Here is a 21275-nt window from a genome sequence, read left to right on the forward strand (position 1 = left end):
ATTAATTTTTCAAACGAAAGAAGACCTTAGATAGCAAGCTGACAAGAAAAGGGGAGAGAGAGGAGACGAAAAAAGCGCACGCATGGGACGTTTCAGAGACAAAAAAGGCAAGGGGAGCCCTTGCCTTCTTTCATTGTCACAGTGAGGATTACTTTTGTTTCACCGGACGTTTCCAGCCTTTAATGGTACGGGCTGGTGCGCGAGTGATCACTAACTCGCCTTCACCGATATTACGGTTAATGGTCGCACCGGCACCGATCGTTGCGCCGTTGGCGATTTTAACCGGGGCGATCAATTGGGTGTCAGAGCCGACAAACACATCATCGCCGATTTCGGTCTTAAATTTGTTCGCGCCATCGTAGTTACAGGTAATCGTACCGGCACCAATATTCACGCGCTCGCCGATTTCCGCATCGCCAAGGTATGTCAGGTGGTTGGCTTTTGAGCCTTTGCCCAAACGCGCTTGCTTGATTTCCACGAAGTTACCCACGTGTGCATTTGTCATCAATTCAGCACCCGGACGCAAGCGGCTAAACGGACCCACCGTACAGTCTTCACCCACGGTCGCGCCTTCAATGATGCTGTAAGGACGTACAATCGTGTTATCGTCGATTTCACAGTCTTTCAGGACACAGCCAGCGCCGATCATCACGTTGTTTCCCAACGACACGCAGCCTTCGATGATCACATTCACGTCGATCTCGACATCGGTACCGCACTGCAGTTCACCACGCAGATCAAAACGGGCCGGATCACGCAGCATCACGCCTTGCTCAAGCAGACGCTCTGCCTGCATCGCCTGGAACGCACGCTCCAGCTTCGCCAATTGAATGCGGTTATTAACGCCTTCTACTTCAATAGCACGCACAGGGTGTACCGCTTCTACCGCGCGGCCTTCATTATGGGCAATTTCAATGATATCCGTCAGGTAGTACTCACCCTGCGAATTGTCATTTTTCAGCGCTGACAACCAACGTTTTAGATCGCCACCGTTGGCCACCATCACGCCGGTATTGATTTCTTTGATCAGCTTCTGCTCTTCGCTGGCATCTTTCTGCTCAACAATCGCCACGACAGGGCCATTGCGACGCACAATACGGCCATACCCGGTCGGATCATCCAATACCACGGTAAGCAAGGCAATGCCGCCGCTCGGCTGCGCATCCAGCAGGTTTTCCAGGGTTTCAGTACTGATCAACGGGACATCCCCGTACAAGATCAGCACTTTCTCTTCATCGGCGAGTGCAGGACAGGCCTGGTTCACCGCATGACCGGTACCTAACTGTTCGGCTTGCAGTACCCACTGCACGGGCTCATCGGCCAACACGGCCTGCATTTGGTCACCACCATGCCCATAGACCAGGTGTACGTTATTCGCCCCGAGACCCATGCACGTGTCGATCACATGTTTGGCCATCGGTTTGCCTGCTAAGGTATGCAGTACCTTTGGCAGATTGGAGTACATGCGGGTTCCCTTACCCGCCGCCAAGATCACAGCACTGAAGCTCATAATCACCTATTCCTCTTGGTGCATATTTAAAGTCATCACTTACCGCATTGTATCGACTTGCAGTAACTGGGTTAAGGAAAAACATTGTTTTTTTACTTAGCCTGACATCATTATGCCACTGTCGCATACCGGCGACTACCGCCTTCCCTTTGCGAACATCGCACAGACATAAAAAAAGCGACCCGAGGGTCGCTTTTTTACATCGTCTGCCGAATTAGCGGGCTTTCTTAGTCAGCTCAATAACACGGAGCTGAGCAATGGCCTTCGCCAGATCACTGGCTGCCTGGGCAAAGTCGATATCACCGTGCTGATTGTGGATTCGCTCCTCAGCCTGGCGTTTTGCTTCTTCCGCTTTCGCCGCATCCAAGTCTTGGCCACGGATCGCCGTATCAGCCAGTACGGTCACCGCACTTGGCTGTACTTCCAGCATGCCGCCCGATAGGTAAATGACCTCTTCGTCGCCATTCTGCTTGGTGATACGTACCATACCTGGGGTGATAGCGGTCAGCAGCGGAGTGTGTCCTGCGTGAATACCCAGTTCACCTTCGCTACCGGTCACCTGAATGTTTTCAGCACGGCCAGAGAACAAACGTTGCTCTGCGCTGACGACGTCCAGATGGAAGGTTATCGCTGCCATGTCGCCTCCTACTTAGCTTAAAGCTTCTTCGCTTTTTCCAATACGTCTTCAATCGCGCCGCAGTACATGAATGCCTGCTCTGGGATATCATCGTATTCGCCAGCAAGAATGCCTTTGAAACTACGCAATGTCTCTTTCAGAGATACGTAGATGCCTGGGTCACCGGTGAAGACTTCAGCAACGTGGTAAGGCTGAGTCAAGAAACGCTCAATCTTACGTGCACGTGATACAGCTTGCTTATCAGCTTCTGATAGCTCGTCCATACCCAAAATTGCAATGATGTCTTTTAGCTCTTTGTAACGCTGCAGCAAGCTCTGAACGCCACGCGCGATGTCGTAGTGTTCCTGACCAACCACCAATGGGTCTAGCATACGAGATGTAGAATCCAATGGGTCGATCGCTGGGTATAGACCCAGAGACGCAATCTGACGAGACAGTACAACCGTCGCATCCAAGTGAGCAAACGTGGTTGCTGGTGATGGATCCGTCAAGTCATCGGCAGGGACGTATACCGCCTGTACAGACGTGATAGAGCCTGACTTAGTTGACGTGATACGTTCCTGAAGCACACCCATCTCTTCCGCCAGCGTTGGCTGGTAACCTACCGCTGATGGCATACGGCCAAGCAGTGCAGATACTTCTGTCCCTGCAAGGGTATAACGGTAGATGTTATCGATGAACAACAGTACATCACGGCCTTCATCACGGAAACGCTCAGCCATGGTAAGACCCGTCAGAGCAACACGTAGACGGTTACCTGGTGGCTCGTTCATCTGGCCGTAAACCATTGCTACTTTTGATAGCTCAGGATTTTCAACGTTTACAACGCCTGCTTCCTGCATTTCAAAGTAGAAATCGTTACCTTCACGTGTACGCTCACCCACACCGGCAAATACCGATAGGCCTGAGTGTTGTAGGGCGATGTTGTTGATCAGTTCCATCATGTTGACGGTTTTACCTACACCGGCACCACCGAACAGACCGATTTTACCACCCTTCGCGAATGGACAAATCAAGTCGATAACTTTCACGCCAGTTTCTAGCAGTTCCGTTACGTTTGACTGATCTTCGTAGCTTGGTGCTTCACGGTGAATCGCGTAACGCTCTTTCTCACCGATCTCACCACATTCATCAATTGGCTGACCCAGAACGTTCATGATACGTCCTAGAGTTGCAGTACCAACTGGAACTTCAATTGGGCGGCCTGTATTTTCAACAGACAAACCACGACGCAAGCCATCAGAAGTACCCATTGCGATACCACGTACAACGCCGCCACCTAGCTGCTGCTGCACTTCAAGAACAAGGATACCGTTCTCTTTTGCATCAACATGAAGGGCATCGTATACCTGTGGTACAGAGTCCTGTGGAAACTCGACGTCGACTACCGCACCGATGATCTGTACGATCTTACCTGTAGCCATCGTTTAATCCTCTAAACTTATTAATTCTTTGCCTTAAACAGCAGCTGCACCGGAAACGATTTCTGACAACTCTTGTGTAATCGCCGCCTGACGGGCTTTGTTGTACACCAGTTGTAGGTCGTTAATTAAATCTCCGGCGTTATCTGTTGCTGCTTTCATCGCAACCATTCGAGCCGCTTGCTCACTGGCAAGGTTCTCAACCACGCCCTGATAAACCTGTGATTCCACATAGCGGATCAACAGGGTATCGAGTAGGGGCTTTGGCTCGGGCTCATAAATGTAGTCCCAAGAGTGGTTACGCTGCATGTCTTCGTCTTCCGACTTAGGCAAAGGCAGCAATTGATCAATCACGGGTTCCTGCACCATGGTATTTACAAACTGGTTGTAAACCAGATACAGGCGATCCAATTGGCCTTCATCATATTTCTTCAGCATCACGCCAACCGTACCAATCAGTTCATCCACTGAAGGCTTATCGCCCAGGCCAGAGACCTGTGCAACCACGTTGCCGCCATAGCTGTTAAAGAATGCCGTTGCCTTCGCGCCAATCAGCGCTAAATCAACCTCGGCACCTTGATCTGTCCAGCCCTGAATGTCGTGGATAGCTTGTTTGAACAAGTTAATGTTCAAGCCACCACACAGGCCACGGTCAGTCGAAACAATGATGTAACCCACGCGCTTGGCTTCACGCTCCTCAAGATAAGGGTGCTTATACTCGAGGCTACCAAGGGCGATATGACCGATCACTTTGCGCATAGTTTGTGCGTATGGACGAGATGATTCCATTGCATCTTGCGTTTTACGCATTTTCGATGCGGCAACCATTTCCATCGCTTTTGTGATCTTCTGTGTGTTTTTCACACTTCCGATCTTGTTACGAATCTCTTTTGCGCTGGCCATCGTTACTCTCCGTTAGTGGGTGATCGCAAGCGATCACCAACCAATTACCAAGTCTGGGTCGCTTTGAAATCTTCAACCAGTTTCACGAACTGAGCTTCAATTTCATCGTTCCACGCACCCGTTTCATCAATCTGAGACACAAGCTCAGCAAATTGACCTTTGGCGAATGAAAGCAACGCAGCTTCGAAGTCAGCAAGCTTAGTCAGCTCAACATCGTTCAAATAGCCTTTTTCAGCAGCAAAAATCACCACAGCCTGCTCAAACACAGACATCGGTGCATACTGCTTCTGCTTCATCAATTCAGTCACTTTCTGACCGTGATCAAGCTGCTTCTTAGTTGCTTCATCAAGGTCAGACGAGAACTGAGCAAACGCCGCCAGTTCACGGTACTGTGCAAGCGCGGTACGGATACCACCAGACAGCTTCTTGATGATTTTTGACTGTGCCGCACCACCTACACGAGAAACAGAGATACCTGGGTCAACCGCTGGGCGGATACCGGCATTGAAAAGCTCTGTCTGTAGGAAGATCTGGCCATCAGTGATGGAGATAACGTTGGTCGGTACGAACGCAGAAACGTCACCGGCTTGCGTTTCAATGATCGGCAATGCCGTCAATGAACCTGTACGACCTTTTACTTCACCGTTAGTGAACTTCTCTACATAGTGTTCGTTAACACGTGCTGCACGCTCTAGAAGACGAGAGTGGAGGTAGAAAACGTCACCAGGGAATGCTTCACGACCCGGTGGACGCTTCAGCAACAGTGAAATTTGACGGTAAGCCACAGCTTGCTTAGACAGATCATCATAAACGATCAATGCGTCTTCGCCGCGGTCACGGAAGTACTCACCCATTGCACAACCTGCATACGGTGCTAGGTACTGCAGTGCCGCTGCTTCAGAAGCAGATGCAACCACAACAATGGTGTTTTCCAACGCGCCATGCTCTTCCAGCTTACGTACAACGTTCGCAATGGTTGAGGCTTTCTGGCCGATAGCAACATACACAGAGTAAATACCAGAGTTCTTCTGGTTGATGATGGCATCGATAGCCATCGCCGTTTTACCTGTCTGACGGTCACCGATCACCAACTCACGCTGGCCACGGCCGATAGGGATCATCGAGTCAACGGCTTTGTAGCCGGTCTGTACTGGCTGATCAACCGATTTACGGTCGATAACGCCCGGTGCAATCACTTCAACAGGAGAGAATGTCTCTGTTTCGATTGGACCTTTACCATCAATTGGCTCGCCCAGGGTATTCACGACACGACCAAGCAGGGCTTTACCCACTGGCACTTCAAGAATACGACCGGTACCGGTTACTTTCATGCCTTCCTGAAGGTTGGCATAAGGACCCATTACAACCGCACCCACCGAGTCACGCTCAAGGTTCAGTGCCAGTGCGTAACGGCCACCTGGTAATTCAATCATTTCACCTTGCATTACGTCTGCAAGGCCATGGATACGAAGGATACCGTCACTCACAGAGATGATCGTACCTTCGTTACGCGCTTCACTTACAACGTTGAAATTTTCAATACGCTGTTTGATCAGTGCGCTAATTTCCGTGGAATTAAGTTGCATGCTCCAATTCCCCAAATCAAGACTGCAAAGCATCGCTCAGGCGGTCTAACTTGCCGCGTACTGAGTTATCGATGACTAAGTCTCCGGCTCTAATTACAACCCCAGCAATCAGGGTCTCGTCTACACTGCAATTCAGCTTCACTTTACGCTCAAGACGCTGTTCCAGCTTCTTGCTGATGGCTTCAAGTTGGCTATCGTCCAACGTAATCGCAGAGATCACATCAGCATCGATAGTCTTCTCCTGCTCACTTTTCAGTAGCAGAAACTCGTCACAGACAGCAGGAAGCGCTTTAAGGCGTCCATTTTCAGCCATCACCTTTAACAGGTTCTGGCCGAATTCGTTGAGTTGCTCACCACACACTGACACGAAAATTTCCGTCAGTTTGTCAGCAGCATAACCGCTATCAAGGATGTCCTTGATAGTCTCGTTTTTTGCTACTTCGGCAGCAAAGGTGAGCATTTCAGCCCATTGGGCCAGCTCACCTTTCTCAACCGCGAAATCAAAGGCTGCTTTAGCGTAGGGGCGTGCGATGGTAGTCATATCCGACATGTGCTTGCCCCTTTAATTACAGTTCTGCAGTGACTTTGTTAAGAAGATCAGCGTGCGCATCTTTATCGATAGTACGCTCAATGATTTTCTCAGCACCAATCACAGCCAGAGTTGCAACTTGTTTTCTTAGCTCATCACGAGCACGGTTACGTTCTGCTTCGATCTCAGCAAGACCTTGAGCCAGAATTTTATCGCGCTCAGCAAGGGCTTCCGCCTTTGCTTCATCAATGATCTGAGACTTGCGCTTATTGGCTTGCTCGACGATCTCAGTTGCAGTACGTTTTGCTTCTTTCAGTTGATCAGAAGCATTTGACTGCGCCAGGTTCAGGTCTTTGGCAGCGCGATCAGCAGCTGCCAAACCGTCAGCAATTTTTTTCTGACGTTCTTCGATCGCTTCCATGATAGGTGGCCACACATATTTCATGCAGAAGACCACAAACATAAAGAAGGCGATTGCCTGACCCAGCAAGGTTGCATTCATATTCACAACGCATCTCCTTAAAAAGGGTTGCTAGGATCCGTTCGTTCGTTGATTAACCAGCTAGCTGGCCAACGAATGGGTTTGCGAATGTGAATAGTAGAGCGATTACGATACCGATCATTGGAACCGCATCAAGTAGACCCGCAATGATGAACATCTTAACTTGAAGCATTGGCGCCATTTCAGGTTGACGTGCAGCACCTTCAAGGAACTTACCACCAAGAAGGGCGAAACCAATCGCAGTACCCAGTGAAGCAAGACCTACAATGATGCCCACGGCAATTGCAGAAAAGCTTAGTAAAGTTTCCATCACTATCTCCAGTTTATAGTTGTCGGCTAAAGTGCCAGTAAAAAATTGAATAATTTACAAATAATCGTTAATGATTGTCTTCATGCGCCTGAGACAGGTACACAATAGTCAACATCATAAACACGAACGCTTGAATTGTAATGACCAGGATGTGGAAAATTGCCCACGGTAACGACCCTAGCCACTGAGCCCACCACGGCATCAATGCCGCAATCAGGATAAACACCACCTCACCAGCGAACATGTTACCGAACAGACGCATGCCCAGTGAAATTGGTTTTGCCAGTAGCGAAACAATTTCAAGAAGCAGGTTGAACGGGATCATGACAGGGTGATTGAACGGGTGAAGAGCCAGTTCTTTCGCAAAGCCACCTAACCCTTTCACTTTGATGCTGTAGTAGATCATCAATGCGAAAACGCCCAGTGCCATTGCCATGGTGATGTTGACATCAGCCGTTGGTACCACCTTAAGATAAGGAATACCCAGCCAATGCTCTGCAGGATAAGGAAGAAAATCAATTGGCACCAAGTCCATGATGTTCATCAGCAAAATCCAACAGAAAATGGTCAGAGCCAGAGGAGCTATCAGCGGGTTGCGGCCATGGAAAGTATCTTTGACGTTAGAGTCAACGAACTCAACCATGATTTCCACAAAACACTGTAGTTTCCCAGGAACTCCTGATGTCGCTGATTTCGCAGCCTTGCGGAACACCCAAAGAAAGAGTAAACCGGTAAGGGCTGAGAAAAACAGGCTATCAATATGAACCGTCCAGAAGCCACCATCACCCACTGCCAAATTGGTCAGGTGGTGAGTAATGTAGCCCGACGGCGTTAGCGCTTCACCTGGCGCAGCCATAACTCATCCTATTTGTTGTTGTTAATGAATAAAACCGGCCCAAAGATGTTGATTCCGAGAGCCAGCAAATAGGTCAGTTTGAGGGGAACAAGTTCCACCTCGACATACAGGTAAACAACGGCAAAGAGAATGACCGTGATGAGGATTTTCAGCACTTCACCACCAAAGAAGGACGCCATGATCAAACGGGCCTTGCGGGCACCGCTGAACAAAAACGCACAGCTGGCAAAGGCGGCGTTAGCGATCACAAAGATGCCACCACCGATTAATGCAGAGATTCCCCAGTCAACACTGACAGCAAAAACTGCCAAGATTGCCGTTGCTAACACGACGCCAGATTGTAGCAACAGTAACCGTTTCGCCAAGTGGCGTCCCGGCTTAACCAGCGCCGATACCATGTATTCGTTCCTCGAGTCCTTTCCTCTGCACATACAGCGTGCTGGGAAAACTGCGAAAATTATACGGCTCATTAGATTGAATGCAATCTAATCGCAGCAAAAAAAAGTGTTAGATTTTACAACACACTAACTTGATCACGGCATTGTAATTTTTGCAACAATTTATGCACGTTTTGTGTCACATTTCGTCGCCGAACATTGCAAGAAGTTGCTTAAGCTTGTCAGCTTCATCAAAGCGAATAACGATCTTTCCCTTACCGCTTTTCTGCTGATCAATCGCCACTTGGGCGCCAAATCGCTCACTTAGGCGATTTTCTACCGCTTCTAACGCCGGATCCATGGTCGCTTTTTTCGGGGCCGCGGTCGGAGTAAGTAGCTGCTTCACCAAGCGCTCGGTTTCACGAACCGTTAACACGCGCGCTACAACCTGCTGAGCGATATCCAGCTGTTGTTCGGCCGTTAATGGCAGCAACGCACGAGCATGACCCATCTCTAACTGCTTACGCTCGACCATTTGCTTCACCGCATCGGTTAACTGGTTCAAACGCAATAAGTTAGATACGGCTGCGCGTGATTTACCGACGGCTTCAGCGATTTGCTGGTGCGTCAGGGAAAACTCCAGCTGCAAACGCGCCAATGCCTGCGCTTCTTCAATCGCATTAAGATCTTCGCGCTGAATATTTTCAATCAATGCAATGGCAATCGTTGCGCGATCATCCACCACTTTGATGATACAAGGCACAGCCTGAAGCCCCGCTTGACGGGCGGCGCGCCAACGTCGCTCACCGGCAATGATCTCAAACTGCTGCGATGCAATCTCACGCACCACAATCGGTTGGATCACCCCTTGCGCACGGATGGATTCTGCCAGCTCAGCCAAGGCTTCGGTCGACATATCACGGCGAGGTTGGTACTGACCCGCGACCAATTGCGTGATCGCTAACGTCTGTAATTGACCGTCTGCCGACAGGGTTTGTGCCTGTTCCGCTTTTTGTTGACGCTGTAGAGCCACCGAGCTGGTTGCCAGTAACGCATCAAGGCCCTTTCCAAGGCCTCGTTTATTCATGTTCATGGTTGACCCTTATGCATCGACCGTGTCAGCACTGCGCGCGATTTCATCGCGTCGAATGATCTCCCCAGCCAATGCCAGGTAGGCTTTTGCACCACTGGAATATTTGTCGTAGTACATGGCAGGGCGACCGTGGCTTGGCGCTTCTGCCAAACGCACGTTGCGTGGGATCACGGTTCGATAGACTTTGTCGCCAAAATGCTTTTTCAGCTGTTGCGACACCTCATTGGCGAGACGGTTACGTGGATCATACATCGTACGTAACAAGCCTTCGATTTTGAGGTTGCTGTTGACGACAGCTGTCAGTTTACTGATGGTATCCATCAACGCTGTCAGGCCCTCAAGGGCAAAGTACTCGCATTGCATCGGTACCAATACCGAATCTGCGGCAGTCATAGCGTTGATTGTAAGAAGGTTTAAGGCGGGAGGACAATCAATAAAGATGAAATCATAGTTACCACGAACACCCTCTAAAGTGGTACGTAAACGTACCTCTCGGGCGAACACTTCCATCAATTTGATTTCCGCTGCGGTGACGTCACCATTGGCAGCTATCAGATGATAGCCGCCCGTGGTTTCTTTGATCACAACATCATTGAATGGGGTTTCTTCGACAAGAAGCTCATACGCCGTCGCATCGACCTGGTATTTGTCCACACCGCTCGCCATGGTGGCGTTGCCTTGGGGATCCAAATCAATCACCAACACCTTGCGTTGCGTCGCAGCTAATGAAGCTGCCAAGTTGACACACGTTGTGGTTTTACCCACGCCTCCCTTCTGGTTGGCTACCGCTATGACTCTTCCCACAAAAAAACCTCATCCATTAACCCTTTGCAGCCAAGATTACTAGATGACGCTCGCCTTCTAACTCGGGAACTTGCAAAGATTTGACCTCTGTCACAGAACACCATGTCGGTAATTCTGCCACTTCCTGTTGATTGAACTGTCCTTTCAGTGCCAAGAAGCAACCTTGCTCCGTTGGCAAATGCTGACACCATGACACCATATCGTTCAGTGAGGCAAAGGCACGGCTCAATACCATGTCAAAACCCACTTCCGGTTGGAACGCTTCCACGCGGCTTTGCACGGCGGTCACATTGGTGATTTTCAGCTCGTGCAAGACCTGGCGAATGAAGCGAATGCGCTTACCCAAGCTATCAAGCAGGGTAAAATCTTTATCCGGATTCATGATCGCCAATGGGATCCCCGGTAAGCCAGGGCCCGTGCCGACATCGATAAAGCGCTCACCCTGCAGGTGAGGGCTGACCACAATACTATCCATGATATGTTTCACTAACATCTCATAGGGATCGCGGACCGAGGTCAGATTATACGCTTTATTCCACTTATCCAGCATGGCGACATAGCCAACCAGCTGATCAATCTGCTGTTCTGTGACCGTCAGGTCAGTTTGCGCGATCAATTGCGCTAAACGTTGTTTCACGATGCACTCCTAAGCGCCTTTTTTTAACACGCCCTGTTTTTTAAGGAAAACCAACAGAATAGAAACCGCTGCTGGCGTAATGCCAGAAATGCGCGAGGCCATGCCGATGGTTTCAGGACGGGCGTCATTGAGCTTCAATACCACTTCGTTCGACAGGCCTTTCACTTGGCTGTAGTCCATGTCTAACGGCAGCTTGGTGTTCTCATGACGCAGGGATTTTTCCACTTCGTCTTGCTGACGATCAATATACCCTTGGTATTTAACCTGGATTTCCACTTGTTCGCTGGCTTGGGCGTCATCATGCGCTGGGCCGAACATGTCAATGGTCGTCAGTTGCTCATACGTCACTTCCGGACGGCGCAGCAGATCTTCACCGCTCGCTTCACGGGCAATCGGCGATTTTAGGATCGCATTCACGGCCGCCACCTGCTCAGAGTTTGGTGTCACCCAAATCCCTTTCAGACGTTGACGCTCAGATTCCATGTTTTCCATTTTCTGGTTGAAGCGCGCCCAACGTGCATCGTCCACCAAACCATATTGGCGACCCATTTCGGTCAAACGTAAATCTGCGTTGTCTTCACGCAACAGCAAACGGTATTCCGCGCGCGAGGTGAACATACGGTATGGTTCTTTGGTGCCCATGGTCGACAAATCGTCGATCAACACGCCCATGTAAGCCTGATCACGGCGTGGGCTCCAGCCTTCTTTGTCTTGAGCAGACAACGCGGCATTCATGCCCGCAAGCAAACCTTGTGCGGCCGCTTCTTCATAGCCAGTGGTGCCGTTGATTTGACCCGCAAAGAACAGGCCATCAATGAATTTGGTTTCAAACGTCTGCTTCAAATCACGCGGATCGAAGAAATCGTATTCAATCGCATAACCCGGACGCATGATAGCGGCATTTTCAAAGCCTTTCATTGAGCGCACGATTTGCATCTGCACGTCAAAGGGCAAACTGGTTGAGATCCCGTTCGGGTACAACTCATGCGTCGTTAAGCCTTCAGGCTCGATGAAGATCTGGTGACTGTTTTTATCGGCAAAACGCATCACTTTGTCTTCGATCGACGGACAATAACGTGGGCCGATCCCTTCGATCACGCCAGAATACATCGGGCTACGATCCAGGTTATTACGGATCACATCGTGTGTTTTCTCATTGGTGTGTGTAATAAAACACGGGATTTGACGCGGATGATCCGACGACTTACCCATAAATGAGAACAATGGCGTTGGGTTATCGCCGTGCTGGGCTTCCAATTGACTGAAATCGACCGTACGCGCATCAATACGTGGAGGCGTACCGGTTTTCAGACGATCCACGCGGAAAGGCAATTCACGCAGACGTGATGCCAATGCGATCGACGGTGGATCCCCCGCGCGGCCGCCGCTGTAATTTTCAAGACCAATGTGGATCTTACCGCCCAAGAACGTACCGACTGTCAGTACGACCGCTTTGGCACGGAACTTCAGTCCCATTTTCGTTACAGCTCCCACCACACGGTGGTTTTCAATGATCAAATCATCAACAGATTGCTGGAACAACGTTAGGTTGGGTTGGTTTTCCAACGCTTCACGGACAGCGGCCTTGTACAGGGCACGGTCGGCTTGGGCGCGGGTTGCACGCACCGCAGGGCCTTTGGACGCGTTGAGGGTACGGAATTGGATCCCGCCCTTATCAATGGCCTGGGCCATCAAACCACCCAGGGCATCAACTTCTTTAACCAGGTGTCCTTTCCCGATCCCGCCGATCGCCGGGTTGCATGACATCTGTCCCAACGTATCGATGTTGTGTGTCAGCAATAAGGTTTTTTGTCCCATACGGGCGGCCGCCAATGCGGCTTCTGTCCCAGCATGGCCGCCACCAACGACGATGACATCAAAATTGTCCTGGTAAAACATGAAACTACCTCGGGTATTCAAAATTGGCAGTGCGTTGTCTTTGCGCAAAGGAGGATCATTCTATCCTGTTTCGCGAAAAGAGAGAATCTTTCCTGAAGATCATTTGATCCAAGATTATTGGCTCTTTAAATATATATAAGATCTTTTAAAGAGATCTTCTGTTAGATCTATTATATAGATCGCCCGATCGTGTGGATAAGTGATAAATGATCCTAATGATCATGTTGTTAGGGAGGATCATTTGCTGTGGAGCAGCTTGGATCTTCATAAGGATTAGCTGGGATCAAAATCGCCACTTATCAACAAGGGGATCCGAGTGGATAAGTTATTAAATGGATAACTATGGGTTGATCACCGTTTAGATCTATAGTTATCCACAGAAAAAAGATCAAAAAAAGCTAAAAATGAGGACTCTTTTTGGCCGATTTTTACGGATTCAGGGTGGTTTTCCACGTTTCCAGCCACTGTTCAGCAGGATCTTCAGGCACCGGATCGCGTGATACATCGATATCAAGGCGATCCCCTAAGCGTGTCGCCCCCAATGCCTGCAGTTGTTGATCAATATTTAGCGCGGCAGCACAGAAGGTATCGTAACTGCTATCCCCTAAGCCAACCACGCCGTATTTTAGGCCACTGAGATCGGGTTGTGTGTCGCGTAATTGTGTCATGAACGGTTGGATATTGTCTGGGTAGTCGCCGGCACCGTGTGTAGCACAGACAATCAGCCATACAGAGGCAATATCGAGGTCGTTAAGGTCCGCGTGATTGTGGATATCGGTGTCATGACCGGCTTGGTCAAGTAAATCGGCCAGATGATCGGCGACGTACTCAGCACCGCCGAGGGTACTGCCGGTGATCAAAGTGATTAAGCTCATGGTTTCTCTCTTGGCTACGCGTTGGGATATTCATGCACAGTCAGGCTATGCACAGGCATTGTATCGCCTCTGGCCAAAGATATCAGTAGGATCCAAGGAGAAAGAAGGGGATGTGCAGGAGGGTTATGCACAGCCTGTCCAGATGATCCCAGACAGACTGCGGAGGGGATCGTATGCCCGTGACGGGCCGGATCCGTTATTTACCGATACAGAACGAGGTGAAGATCCGACCCAATAGATCGTCGGAGGTGAACTCACCGGTGATTTCACTGAGGTGCTGTTGCGCTAAACGCAACTCTTCCGCCAGAATTTCACCGGCCATGTAGCCTTCAAGCTGTTCTTTGCCGATTTCCAAGTGACTCGCGGCACGCTCCAGCGCATCCAAGTGGCGACGACGCGCCATGAAGCCGCCTTCTGTCGTCCCAGCAAAGCCCATGCATTCTTTCAAGTGGTCACGCAGGCTGTCGATACCGTCATTGGTACGGGCTGATAGGCGGATCAATGTCGGGTTATTCACGTGGCAGATCCCGGCGGTTTCACCGGTCAGTTCTACCTTGTTACGGATCACCGTGATACCCAGACCCGCTGGCAGGCGCTCGATAAACTCCGGCCAAATCTCTGCCGGATCGGTGGCGTCGGTGTCGGTACTGTCGACCATAAACAGGACGCGGTCGGCTTGCTGGATTTCATCCCATGCACGCTCAATACCAATGCGTTCTACCTCGTCAGAGGCCTCACGCAGGCCGGCAGTGTCGATAATGTGCAGTGGCATGCCATCGATGTGGATATGCTCACGCAGGACGTCACGGGTGGTCCCTGCGATGTCAGTCACGATGGCACTGTCTTTGCCTGACAGGGCGTTCAGCAAGCTGGATTTACCGGCGTTCGGACGTCCAGCAATCACCACCTTCATCCCTTCACGCATGATCGCGCCTTGGTTGGCTTCACGGCGTACCGCTTCCAGACGGTCAATGATGCCGTGCAGATCGCCCGTGACTTTGCCATCAGAGAGAAAATCGATTTCTTCTTCTGGGAAATCAATGGCTGCTTCGACGTAGATACGCAGGTGGATCAGCGCTTCGACCAATTCGTTCACACGCTGCGAGAAGGCGCCTTGCAGCGATTTGAAGGCACTCTTCGCGGCTTCTTCAGAACTGGCATCGATCAAATCGGCAATCGCTTCCGCTTGCGCCAAATCGAGTTTGTCGTTCATGAACGCACGTTCGGAGAATTCCCCTGGGCGGGCTGGACGGATACCGTCAATCTGCAGGATACGGCGGATCAACATGTCCATCAGTACCGGGCCACCGTGGCCTTGCAGTTCCAGCACGTCTTCCCCTGTGAAGGAATTCGGGCCTTTGAAGAACAAGGCGATACCTTGGTCCAGTGCGGTGCCGTCGTCGTTTTTAAACGGCAGGTATTCGGCGTAACGCGGTTTCAGTTCACGGCCTGCCACGGCATGTGCCACGGTGGTAGCCAGTGGGCCGGAGACGCGAATAATGCCGACGCCGCCACGGCCGGGCGGTGTTGCCTGGGCAACAATGGTATCTGTATGTGCGATCATATTCTTAGCTTATTAATAAAGACGCTGTAATTGTAAACAGAGGCAATAAAAAAGGCGACCCGAAGGTCGCCTTTTCAACAAAGAGTGTCACCAGAGTTACTTGGTGTGCAGCCCTTTCTTCTCCAACGAACGGTAAATCAACGTTTGCTGGATCAGGGTTACGATGTTCGATACCAACCAGTACAGTACCAGACCTGCTGGGAACCATAGGAAGAAGAACGTGAACATGACTGGCATGAACGTCATGATCTTCTGCTGCATTGGATCGGTAACGGTGCTTGGGCTCATCTTCTGGATCATGAACATCGTGATACCCATCAGGATAGGTAGCACGTAGTACGGGTCTTGTGCCGACAAGTCATGGATCCAACCGAAGAATGGCGCGTGACGCAGTTCAACGGATTCCATCAGTGCCCAGTACAGTGCAATGAAGATAGGCATCTGTAGCAAGATCGGGAGACAGCCACCCAATGGGTTCACTTTCTCTTTCTTGTACAGTTCCATCATTTCTTGGCTCATGCGCTGGCGGTCGTCGCCAATACGCTCACGCATTGCTTGCAGCTTAGGCTGTAGCATGCGCATTTTTGCCATCGAGGTGTACTGTGCTTTCGTTAGCGGGTACATCGCACCACGTACGATGAACGTCAGGATGATGATTGCAACACCCCAGTTACCCACCAAGCCGTGAATGAATGACAGCAAGCTGTGTAGCGGGCTGGCAATAAACCATAGCCAACCGTAGTCCACGGTCAGGTTTAGGTTCGGTGCCGTCGCTTCCATTTGCTTTTGCAGTTTTGGACCGACCCACAAGGTGCTCTTGATGGTATCAGTTTGGCCTGAGGCGATGGTGGTCATTGGCAGACGCACGCCCATGTAGCCATAGTCGCCTACAGTACGGGTGTACAGGTTGCTGACACCTTGCTCGCGTGGGATCCACGCGGTCACGAAGTAGTGCTGCATCATCGCAGCCCAACCGTGTTGCTTGATTTCTAGAGACAGGTTCTTGTCCTGCATCTCATCAAAGCTGTACTTCTTGTAGTTAACGTCGTCAGCTGAGTAAGCGCCGCCACGGTACGTTGGCATCGTTAGGCTGCCACCGTCATCCATCAGGTTCTGCTTCAACTGCGCATACATCTGAACCGTTGTTGGTGCGTCACTCTGGTTGTCGATGGTGTAATCCACGTCAACCGCGTAGTCACCGCGTTTTAGCACATAGGTTTTGGTGTAGCTGATGCCGTCTTTGCTGTACGTCAGTGGTACACGCAATTCGTCTTGACCCGCAGCAAGCGTGAAGCTGTCTGCGGTGGCATGCAGTTGTGCACGGCTCGTCGAATCAATGCCGTTCGCGCCGATCAGGCCCGATTGTGCAGTGTAAACGTGGTTTTTAATATTTTTAAGCAGGACGAAGGGATCGGTTGAATCCAATTCGTTGTTGTAAGCAAGCAGTTTTGCTTCAACAATGTCGCCACCTAGCGTATCGACTGTAAGCGACAGGACATCGGTGTTAATGGTGATAAGGTGTTGAGAAGTGCCTTGATCGGGAATGGTCTGGCCTTCATCGGAATGCGAAGGAACATCACCACTGATGTTGGTTTGTTGCGCTACACCCTGGCTTTCTGGCTGTGGGTTGCTGTCCATGTTCCATTGCTGAAATAGCAGGAAAGAGACAAACAGTAGGGCAATTAACAGAATATTGCGTTGGGAATCCATCGTTAATTATCTCTGTCGTTATGCTTGGTTAGCGGAACGGGGTCGTAGCCACCGTCGGTTAAAGGATGACATCTTAATAGACGTTTCGCTGCGAACCAACCACCTTTTATCGCTCCATGCGCTTTTATTGCTTCAATGGCATATTGAGAACATGTGGGGGTAAAGCGACAACGGGGCCCAATAAGCGGACTTATTGCCAGTTGGTAAAAGCGGACTAGTCCTACGACTAGCCACGCGAAGGGCGAGACAGGCGATGCCATAATTTGTCTAGCAATGTGAAAAGTTCTTCATTGCTCAACTCACTGGCACTCTTCTTGGCGATAACAACAAAATCCTTGGCTGGCAGATCAGCTTGCGTTAGACGAAAACTCTCACGCGTGATGCGCTTGAATTGATTTCGACCGACAGCGGTTTTAATCTGTTTTTTGGGTACAGCAAGGCCGAGACGTGGATGGTCAAGGTTGTTAGGACGGGCAAGAATGGTCAAGTGGGGAGAGCCAGCACGTTGAGCTTGCTGGAAGACTTTTTTGTAATGTTCGGGAGTTAGCAGACGTAACTCCCGAGGAAAAGCGAGCTTATTCAAAATAATCAGTGATTATTTAGAAAGACGCTTACGGCCTTTAGCGCGACGAGCATTGATTGTTGCGCGACCGTTCTTAGTAGCCATGCGTGCACGGAAGCCGTGAGTACGCTTGCGCTTTAGAACTGTTGGTTGAAAAGTGCGTTTCATGGGTATTACCTTAAATTAACTGATCAGTTTTTAAGTATTGTCTAGGTTTCCGACTGTGAACAATCGGCTGCCTCTAAACAAAGAGGCGGAATTGTAATCACTGGCTTTTAAATAGTCAATCATTACAGCCGTAGAAACTACGGGCGCTGAATTATACTTCGTCTGCGGCAGAGTTCAAGGATCCTGCGTGGATCCCTACCTGTTTTTGGCGTTTTTTTAACCGAGGATCCGGCTAAAGGGGCGCGATCTGATGTTGGAAACCGTTTTTTTATTTATTTCTCTCTATATAACGATCATCCGAGCAGTGATTTTCCGTGGCAAGGGCCCTTTATCGATGTGCTTGTGGGCGGACGATGGGGAATGCGGGAGACGCATAGTCGGTCGATTTTTTTCTCTGCGTTGATGTGTTTTGTCGTGTTGCGTCTTTTGGGAACCCTTTATTCATCACTCAACGAGGTGCGTTGTGTCGGGTAAACGGAACAGAAAACGCGAGGGTGCATCCTGTTTATTGTCCAATGAGGTGAGGGAGGGGGTTATGGTGTGTCGTGGCGGGCATACTCTGCGGTAAAAGGCCTTTTTTTTTCGATAACGCGGAATAATGTCAAATCCCCGTTTATTCGGTGTATTTGGGGCAATTGTTCATGACTTTGTGGGTAAGCAGGGGTAAAAGTGTGTTGATCTTCCCTTTTTATGTGCGATCCATGTGAATAAGTCCGATCTTATTCACCGGATCTGCGATCTCTTTGCTGGCGATCCTGCGCCAGCGGGTATAAAATTGCATCCCTTTTTGTGTTTAGTTATTCAGTGTGGAGTCGAACTTGTCATCTTCGTTATGGTTGCAGTGCCTTCAACGCCTTCAAGAAGAACTCCCTGCAACAGAATTCAGTATGTGGCTTCGACCGCTTCAGGCCGAGTTGAGCGACAATACGTTGACCTTGTTCGCGCCGAACCGTTTTGTACTTGATTGGGTTCGCGATAAGTACCTCAACAATATCAACCGTCTGCTGAATGAGTTCTGCGGAAATGATGTGCCGATCCTGCGATTTGAGGTCGGTAGCCGTCCGGTCATCGTGCCCCCTCCGCAGCCTGCTGCTGTGCCAGCGCCGGTATTTGCCCCTACCGCTGTGTCCACACTGAACGATGAACCGCCTGCCCGTCGCTGGGAGCCTGCGCCGTCACCGGTTCAGCCGGAGTCGCAATCGGGCTACCGCTCGAACGTGAACCCGAAGCATAACTTCAATAACTTTGTTGAAGGTAAGTCGAACCAGTTAGGTTTGGCGGCGTGCCGTCAGGTGGCCGATAATCCGGGTGCAGCATATAACCCACTGTTTTTATACGGCGGCACCGGTCTGGGTAAAACCCACTTGTTGCATGCGGTGGGCAACGCGATAGCCGATCGCAAACCCAATGCCAAAGTGGTGTATATGCACTCCGAGCGTTTTGTGCAGGACATGGTGAAAGCCCTGCAAAATAATGCGATTGAAGAGTTCAAGCGTTACTACCGCAGTGTTGATGCGTTGTTGATCGATGACATCCAGTTTTTTGCCAACAAAGAACGCTCACAAGAAGAGTTCTTCCATACCTTTAATGCGTTATTGGAAGGCAATCAGCAGATCATTTTGACCTCTGACCGTTACCCGCGTGAAATTAATGGGGTGGAAGACCGCCTTAAATCACGCTTTGGTTGGGGGCTGACGGTGGCCATTGAGCCGCCTGAACTGGAAACCCGCGTTGCGATTTTAATGAAGAAGGCGGAAGATCATAATATTCGTCTAGCTGACGAAGTGGCCTTCTTTATCGCCAAGCGCTTACGCTCAAACGTGCGTGAGCTGGAAGGGGCGCTGAACCGTGTGATTGCCAATTCCAACTTTACTGGCCGCGCGATTACCATTGATTTTGTCCGTGAAGCCTTGCGTGATTTGCTGGCGCTTCAAGAAAAACTTGTCACGATCGATAATATTCAAAAGACCGTGGCAGAGTACTATAAGATAAAGATGGCGGACATGTTGTCCAAGCGCCGCTCGCGCTCGGTTGCTCGTCCTCGCCAGATGGCCATGGCACTCTCGAAAGAGCTGACAAACCATAGCTTGCCGGAAATCGGTGATGCGTTTGGTGGTCGTGACCACACCACGGTGCTGCATGCGTGTCGTAAGATCGAGCAGCTTCGTGAAGAAAGCCATGACATCAAAGAAGATTATTCCAACCTCATTAGAACACTGTCGTCTTAATATGAAATTTACCGTAGCACGCGAACACTTATTGAAACCCCTTCAGCAGGTCGCTGGTGCCTTAGGTAGCCGCCCATCACTGCCCATTTTAGGTAACATCCTGATGGTAGTTGACGACGGTTGCTTGTCGATGACCGGCACCGATCTGGAAGTGGAAATGATTGCCCGTCTGGCGCTGGAAGGGGATTTTGCCCTGGGTGCCGTCACGGTCCCGTCGCGTAAATTCCTGGATATCTGCCGTGGTCTGCCTGACAGCGCGGTGATCACGGTGGCGCTAGAAGGCGATCGCGTGATTATTCGCTCTGGCCGTAGCCGTTATACGTTATCGGTGTTGCCGGCCGCGGACTTCCCGAACATTGAAGACTGGCAAAGTGATGTGGATCTGCGTTTGCCGCAGGGCCGGATGCGTCAGCTGATAGACAGCACCCAATTTTCCATGGCGCACCAAGATGTGCGTTATTACTTGAACGGTATGCTGTTTGAAACCGACGGTCAGCAGTTGCGTTCTGTCGCGACTGATGGCCACCGTATGGCGGTGTGCGCCATTGAATTGGAAGAGGCCATGCCCGCCAAGCAGATCATTGTGCCGCGCAAAGGGGTGATGGAGCTGATGCGTCTGCTCGACAGCCCGGACGACGACGTACAGATCCAAATCGGTCACTCAAACATGCGCGCGCAAGTGAACAATTACATTTTCACTTCGAAATTGGTGGATGGCCGCTTTCCTGATTACCGCCGTGTGTTGCCGCAAAACAGCAACAAAGTGGTGGAAGCGAGCTGTGATGAACTGCGTAAAGCGTTCTCTCGTGCCGCGATTTTGTCGAACGAGAAATTCCGTGGCGTCCGCGTGAACGTGTCTGAGGGTGAGATGCGCATTACCGCCAATAACCCTGAGCAGGAAGAAGCCGAAGAGTTCTTGGATGTGAACTACCAAGGCGAGCCGCTGGAGATCGGGTTCAACGTCAGTTACGTGCTGGATGTGTTGAATACCCTGAAATGCGATCAGGTGCGCTGGTCACTGACCGACGCCAATGCCAGTGCGTTGCTGGAAGACAGCGCCAATGGCGATGCCATGTATGTGGTCATGCCAATCAGGCTCTAAGA

At 50.4% G+C, this 21275-nt stretch carries 22 protein-coding genes; 2 read left to right on the top strand and 20 right to left on the bottom strand.

The features are described 5' to 3' along the window. Positions 1-148: 148 nt before the first annotated feature. The 20 genes from glmU to rpmH all read right to left on the bottom strand — a co-directional run bounded on the left by glmU (position 149) and on the right by rpmH (position 17943). A complete protein-coding gene (gene glmU, locus L4C36_RS12635) occupies positions 149-1510 on the bottom strand; it encodes a bifunctional UDP-N-acetylglucosamine diphosphorylase/glucosamine-1-phosphate N-acetyltransferase GlmU (protein WP_428478164.1) in 1362 nt (453 codons plus the stop codon). 214 nt (positions 1511-1724) lie between these two features. Continuing rightward, positions 1725-2147 carry a F0F1 ATP synthase subunit epsilon gene (locus tag L4C36_RS12640; protein ID WP_428478165.1) on the bottom strand — a complete coding sequence of 141 codons (423 nt, stop codon included), beginning with the start codon at positions 2145-2147 and terminating at the stop codon, positions 1725-1727. 17 nt (positions 2148-2164) lie between these two features. Beyond that, entirely contained in the window at positions 2165-3571 is a 1407-nt protein-coding gene (gene atpD, locus L4C36_RS12645; protein ID WP_428478166.1) for a F0F1 ATP synthase subunit beta, read from the bottom strand. A 33-nt stretch (positions 3572-3604) separates the two neighbouring features. After that, on the bottom strand, positions 3605-4471 hold the full coding sequence (atpG, locus tag L4C36_RS12650; protein ID WP_428478167.1) for a F0F1 ATP synthase subunit gamma: 867 nt from the start codon (positions 4469-4471) through the stop codon (positions 3605-3607). Between the two features lie 44 nt (positions 4472-4515). Further along, positions 4516-6057: a F0F1 ATP synthase subunit alpha gene (gene atpA / locus L4C36_RS12655; protein WP_428478168.1), complete on the bottom strand. Its 1542-nt coding sequence runs from the start codon at positions 6055-6057 to the stop codon at positions 4516-4518. A gap of 16 nt (positions 6058-6073) precedes the next feature. Then, complete coding sequence (atpH, locus tag L4C36_RS12660) at positions 6074-6607, bottom strand: F0F1 ATP synthase subunit delta (RefSeq protein WP_428478169.1); 534 nt, start codon at positions 6605-6607, stop codon at positions 6074-6076. Positions 6608-6623: 16 nt separating this feature from the next. After that, positions 6624-7094, bottom strand: coding sequence for a F0F1 ATP synthase subunit B (gene atpF / locus L4C36_RS12665; protein WP_428478170.1), 471 nt, complete (start codon positions 7092-7094; stop codon positions 6624-6626). Positions 7095-7140: 46 nt separating this feature from the next. After that, positions 7141-7398 (bottom strand): F0F1 ATP synthase subunit C, encoded by a 258-nt coding sequence (gene atpE, locus L4C36_RS12670; RefSeq protein WP_005372317.1) that lies wholly within the window; start codon positions 7396-7398, stop codon positions 7141-7143. Between the two features lie 67 nt (positions 7399-7465). Beyond that, entirely contained in the window at positions 7466-8254 is a 789-nt protein-coding gene (gene atpB, locus L4C36_RS12675) for a F0F1 ATP synthase subunit A (RefSeq protein WP_428478171.1), read from the bottom strand. An 8-nt stretch (positions 8255-8262) separates the two neighbouring features. After that, complete coding sequence (locus L4C36_RS12680) at positions 8263-8652, bottom strand: F0F1 ATP synthase subunit I (RefSeq protein WP_428478172.1); 390 nt, start codon at positions 8650-8652, stop codon at positions 8263-8265. 178 nt (positions 8653-8830) lie between these two features. After that, entirely contained in the window at positions 8831-9724 is an 894-nt protein-coding gene (locus L4C36_RS12685; protein WP_428478173.1) for a ParB/RepB/Spo0J family partition protein, read from the bottom strand. Positions 9725-9733: 9 nt separating this feature from the next. Then, positions 9734-10528, bottom strand: coding sequence for a ParA family protein (locus L4C36_RS12690; RefSeq protein ID WP_428478174.1), 795 nt, complete (start codon positions 10526-10528; stop codon positions 9734-9736). 16 nt (positions 10529-10544) lie between these two features. Continuing rightward, on the bottom strand, positions 10545-11165 hold the full coding sequence (gene rsmG / locus L4C36_RS12695; RefSeq protein WP_428478175.1) for a 16S rRNA (guanine(527)-N(7))-methyltransferase RsmG: 621 nt from the start codon (positions 11163-11165) through the stop codon (positions 10545-10547). A 9-nt stretch (positions 11166-11174) separates the two neighbouring features. Then, a complete protein-coding gene (mnmG, locus tag L4C36_RS12700; protein WP_428478176.1) occupies positions 11175-13064 on the bottom strand; it encodes a tRNA uridine-5-carboxymethylaminomethyl(34) synthesis enzyme MnmG in 1890 nt (629 codons plus the stop codon). A gap of 428 nt (positions 13065-13492) precedes the next feature. Then, on the bottom strand, positions 13493-13939 hold the full coding sequence (gene mioC / locus L4C36_RS12705; protein WP_428478177.1) for an FMN-binding protein MioC: 447 nt from the start codon (positions 13937-13939) through the stop codon (positions 13493-13495). Positions 13940-14135: 196 nt separating this feature from the next. Continuing rightward, positions 14136-15503, bottom strand: coding sequence for a tRNA uridine-5-carboxymethylaminomethyl(34) synthesis GTPase MnmE (gene mnmE / locus L4C36_RS12710; protein ID WP_428478178.1), 1368 nt, complete (start codon positions 15501-15503; stop codon positions 14136-14138). 96 nt (positions 15504-15599) lie between these two features. After that, positions 15600-17213, bottom strand: coding sequence for a membrane protein insertase YidC (gene yidC, locus L4C36_RS12715; protein ID WP_428478179.1), 1614 nt, complete (start codon positions 17211-17213; stop codon positions 15600-15602). Between the two features lie 2 nt (positions 17214-17215). Continuing rightward, positions 17216-17473, bottom strand: a complete 258-nt coding sequence (gene yidD / locus L4C36_RS12720; RefSeq protein ID WP_428478180.1) for a membrane protein insertion efficiency factor YidD — start codon at positions 17471-17473, stop codon at positions 17216-17218. Then, positions 17440-17796 (bottom strand): ribonuclease P protein component, encoded by a 357-nt coding sequence (gene rnpA / locus L4C36_RS12725; protein ID WP_428478181.1) that lies wholly within the window; start codon positions 17794-17796, stop codon positions 17440-17442. Before rnpA ends, yidD begins: the two co-directional genes overlap by 34 nt. Positions 17797-17808: 12 nt before the next feature. Then, positions 17809-17943: a 50S ribosomal protein L34 gene (rpmH, locus tag L4C36_RS12730; protein WP_004735800.1), complete on the bottom strand. Its 135-nt coding sequence runs from the start codon at positions 17941-17943 to the stop codon at positions 17809-17811. 818 nt (positions 17944-18761) lie between these two features. Between rpmH and dnaA the strand changes: the two genes are divergently transcribed. Beyond that, positions 18762-20171: a chromosomal replication initiator protein DnaA gene (gene dnaA, locus L4C36_RS12735; RefSeq protein WP_428478182.1), complete on the top strand. Its 1410-nt coding sequence runs from the start codon at positions 18762-18764 to the stop codon at positions 20169-20171. Between the two features lies 1 nt (position 20172). Next, entirely contained in the window at positions 20173-21273 is a 1101-nt protein-coding gene (gene dnaN, locus L4C36_RS12740) for a DNA polymerase III subunit beta (RefSeq protein WP_428478183.1), read from the top strand. The last annotated feature ends 2 nt before the right edge of the window (positions 21274-21275 follow it).

The sequence above is a fragment of the Photobacterium japonica genome, from assembly GCF_050337005.1.
GTDB classification, from domain to species: domain Bacteria; phylum Pseudomonadota; class Gammaproteobacteria; order Enterobacterales; family Vibrionaceae; genus Photobacterium; species Photobacterium japonica.

Bases quoted from the DNA above. Each gene is read 5' to 3' on its own strand.
- glmU (WP_428478164.1), bottom strand. From the start codon at position 1,510: ATGAGCTTCAGTGCTGTGATCTTGGCGGCGGGTAAGGGAACCCGCATG.
- L4C36_RS12640 (WP_428478165.1), bottom strand. From the start codon at position 2,147: ATGGCAGCGATAACCTTCCATCTGGACGTCGTCAGCGCAGAGCAACGT.
- atpD (WP_428478166.1), bottom strand. From the start codon at position 3,571: ATGGCTACAGGTAAGATCGTACAGATCATCGGTGCGGTAGTCGACGTC.
- atpG (WP_428478167.1), bottom strand. From the start codon at position 4,471: ATGGCCAGCGCAAAAGAGATTCGTAACAAGATCGGAAGTGTGAAAAAC.
- atpA (WP_428478168.1), bottom strand. From the start codon at position 6,057: ATGCAACTTAATTCCACGGAAATTAGCGCACTGATCAAACAGCGTATT.
- atpH (WP_428478169.1), bottom strand. From the start codon at position 6,607: ATGTCGGATATGACTACCATCGCACGCCCCTACGCTAAAGCAGCCTTT.
- atpE (WP_005372317.1), bottom strand. From the start codon at position 7,398: ATGGAAACTTTACTAAGCTTTTCTGCAATTGCCGTGGGCATCATTGTA.
- atpB (WP_428478171.1), bottom strand. From the start codon at position 8,254: ATGGCTGCGCCAGGTGAAGCGCTAACGCCGTCGGGCTACATTACTCAC.
- L4C36_RS12680 (WP_428478172.1), bottom strand. From the start codon at position 8,652: ATGGTATCGGCGCTGGTTAAGCCGGGACGCCACTTGGCGAAACGGTTA.
- L4C36_RS12685 (WP_428478173.1), bottom strand. From the start codon at position 9,724: ATGAACATGAATAAACGAGGCCTTGGAAAGGGCCTTGATGCGTTACTG.
- mnmG (WP_428478176.1), bottom strand. From the start codon at position 13,064: ATGTTTTACCAGGACAATTTTGATGTCATCGTCGTTGGTGGCGGCCAT.
- mioC (WP_428478177.1), bottom strand. From the start codon at position 13,939: ATGAGCTTAATCACTTTGATCACCGGCAGTACCCTCGGCGGTGCTGAG.
- mnmE (WP_428478178.1), bottom strand. From the start codon at position 15,503: ATGATCGCACATACAGATACCATTGTTGCCCAGGCAACACCGCCCGGC.
- yidC (WP_428478179.1), bottom strand. From the start codon at position 17,213: ATGGATTCCCAACGCAATATTCTGTTAATTGCCCTACTGTTTGTCTCT.
- yidD (WP_428478180.1), bottom strand. From the start codon at position 17,473: ATGGCATCGCCTGTCTCGCCCTTCGCGTGGCTAGTCGTAGGACTAGTC.
- rpmH (WP_004735800.1), bottom strand. From the start codon at position 17,943: ATGAAACGCACTTTTCAACCAACAGTTCTAAAGCGCAAGCGTACTCAC.
- dnaN (WP_428478183.1), top strand. From the start codon at position 20,173: ATGAAATTTACCGTAGCACGCGAACACTTATTGAAACCCCTTCAGCAG.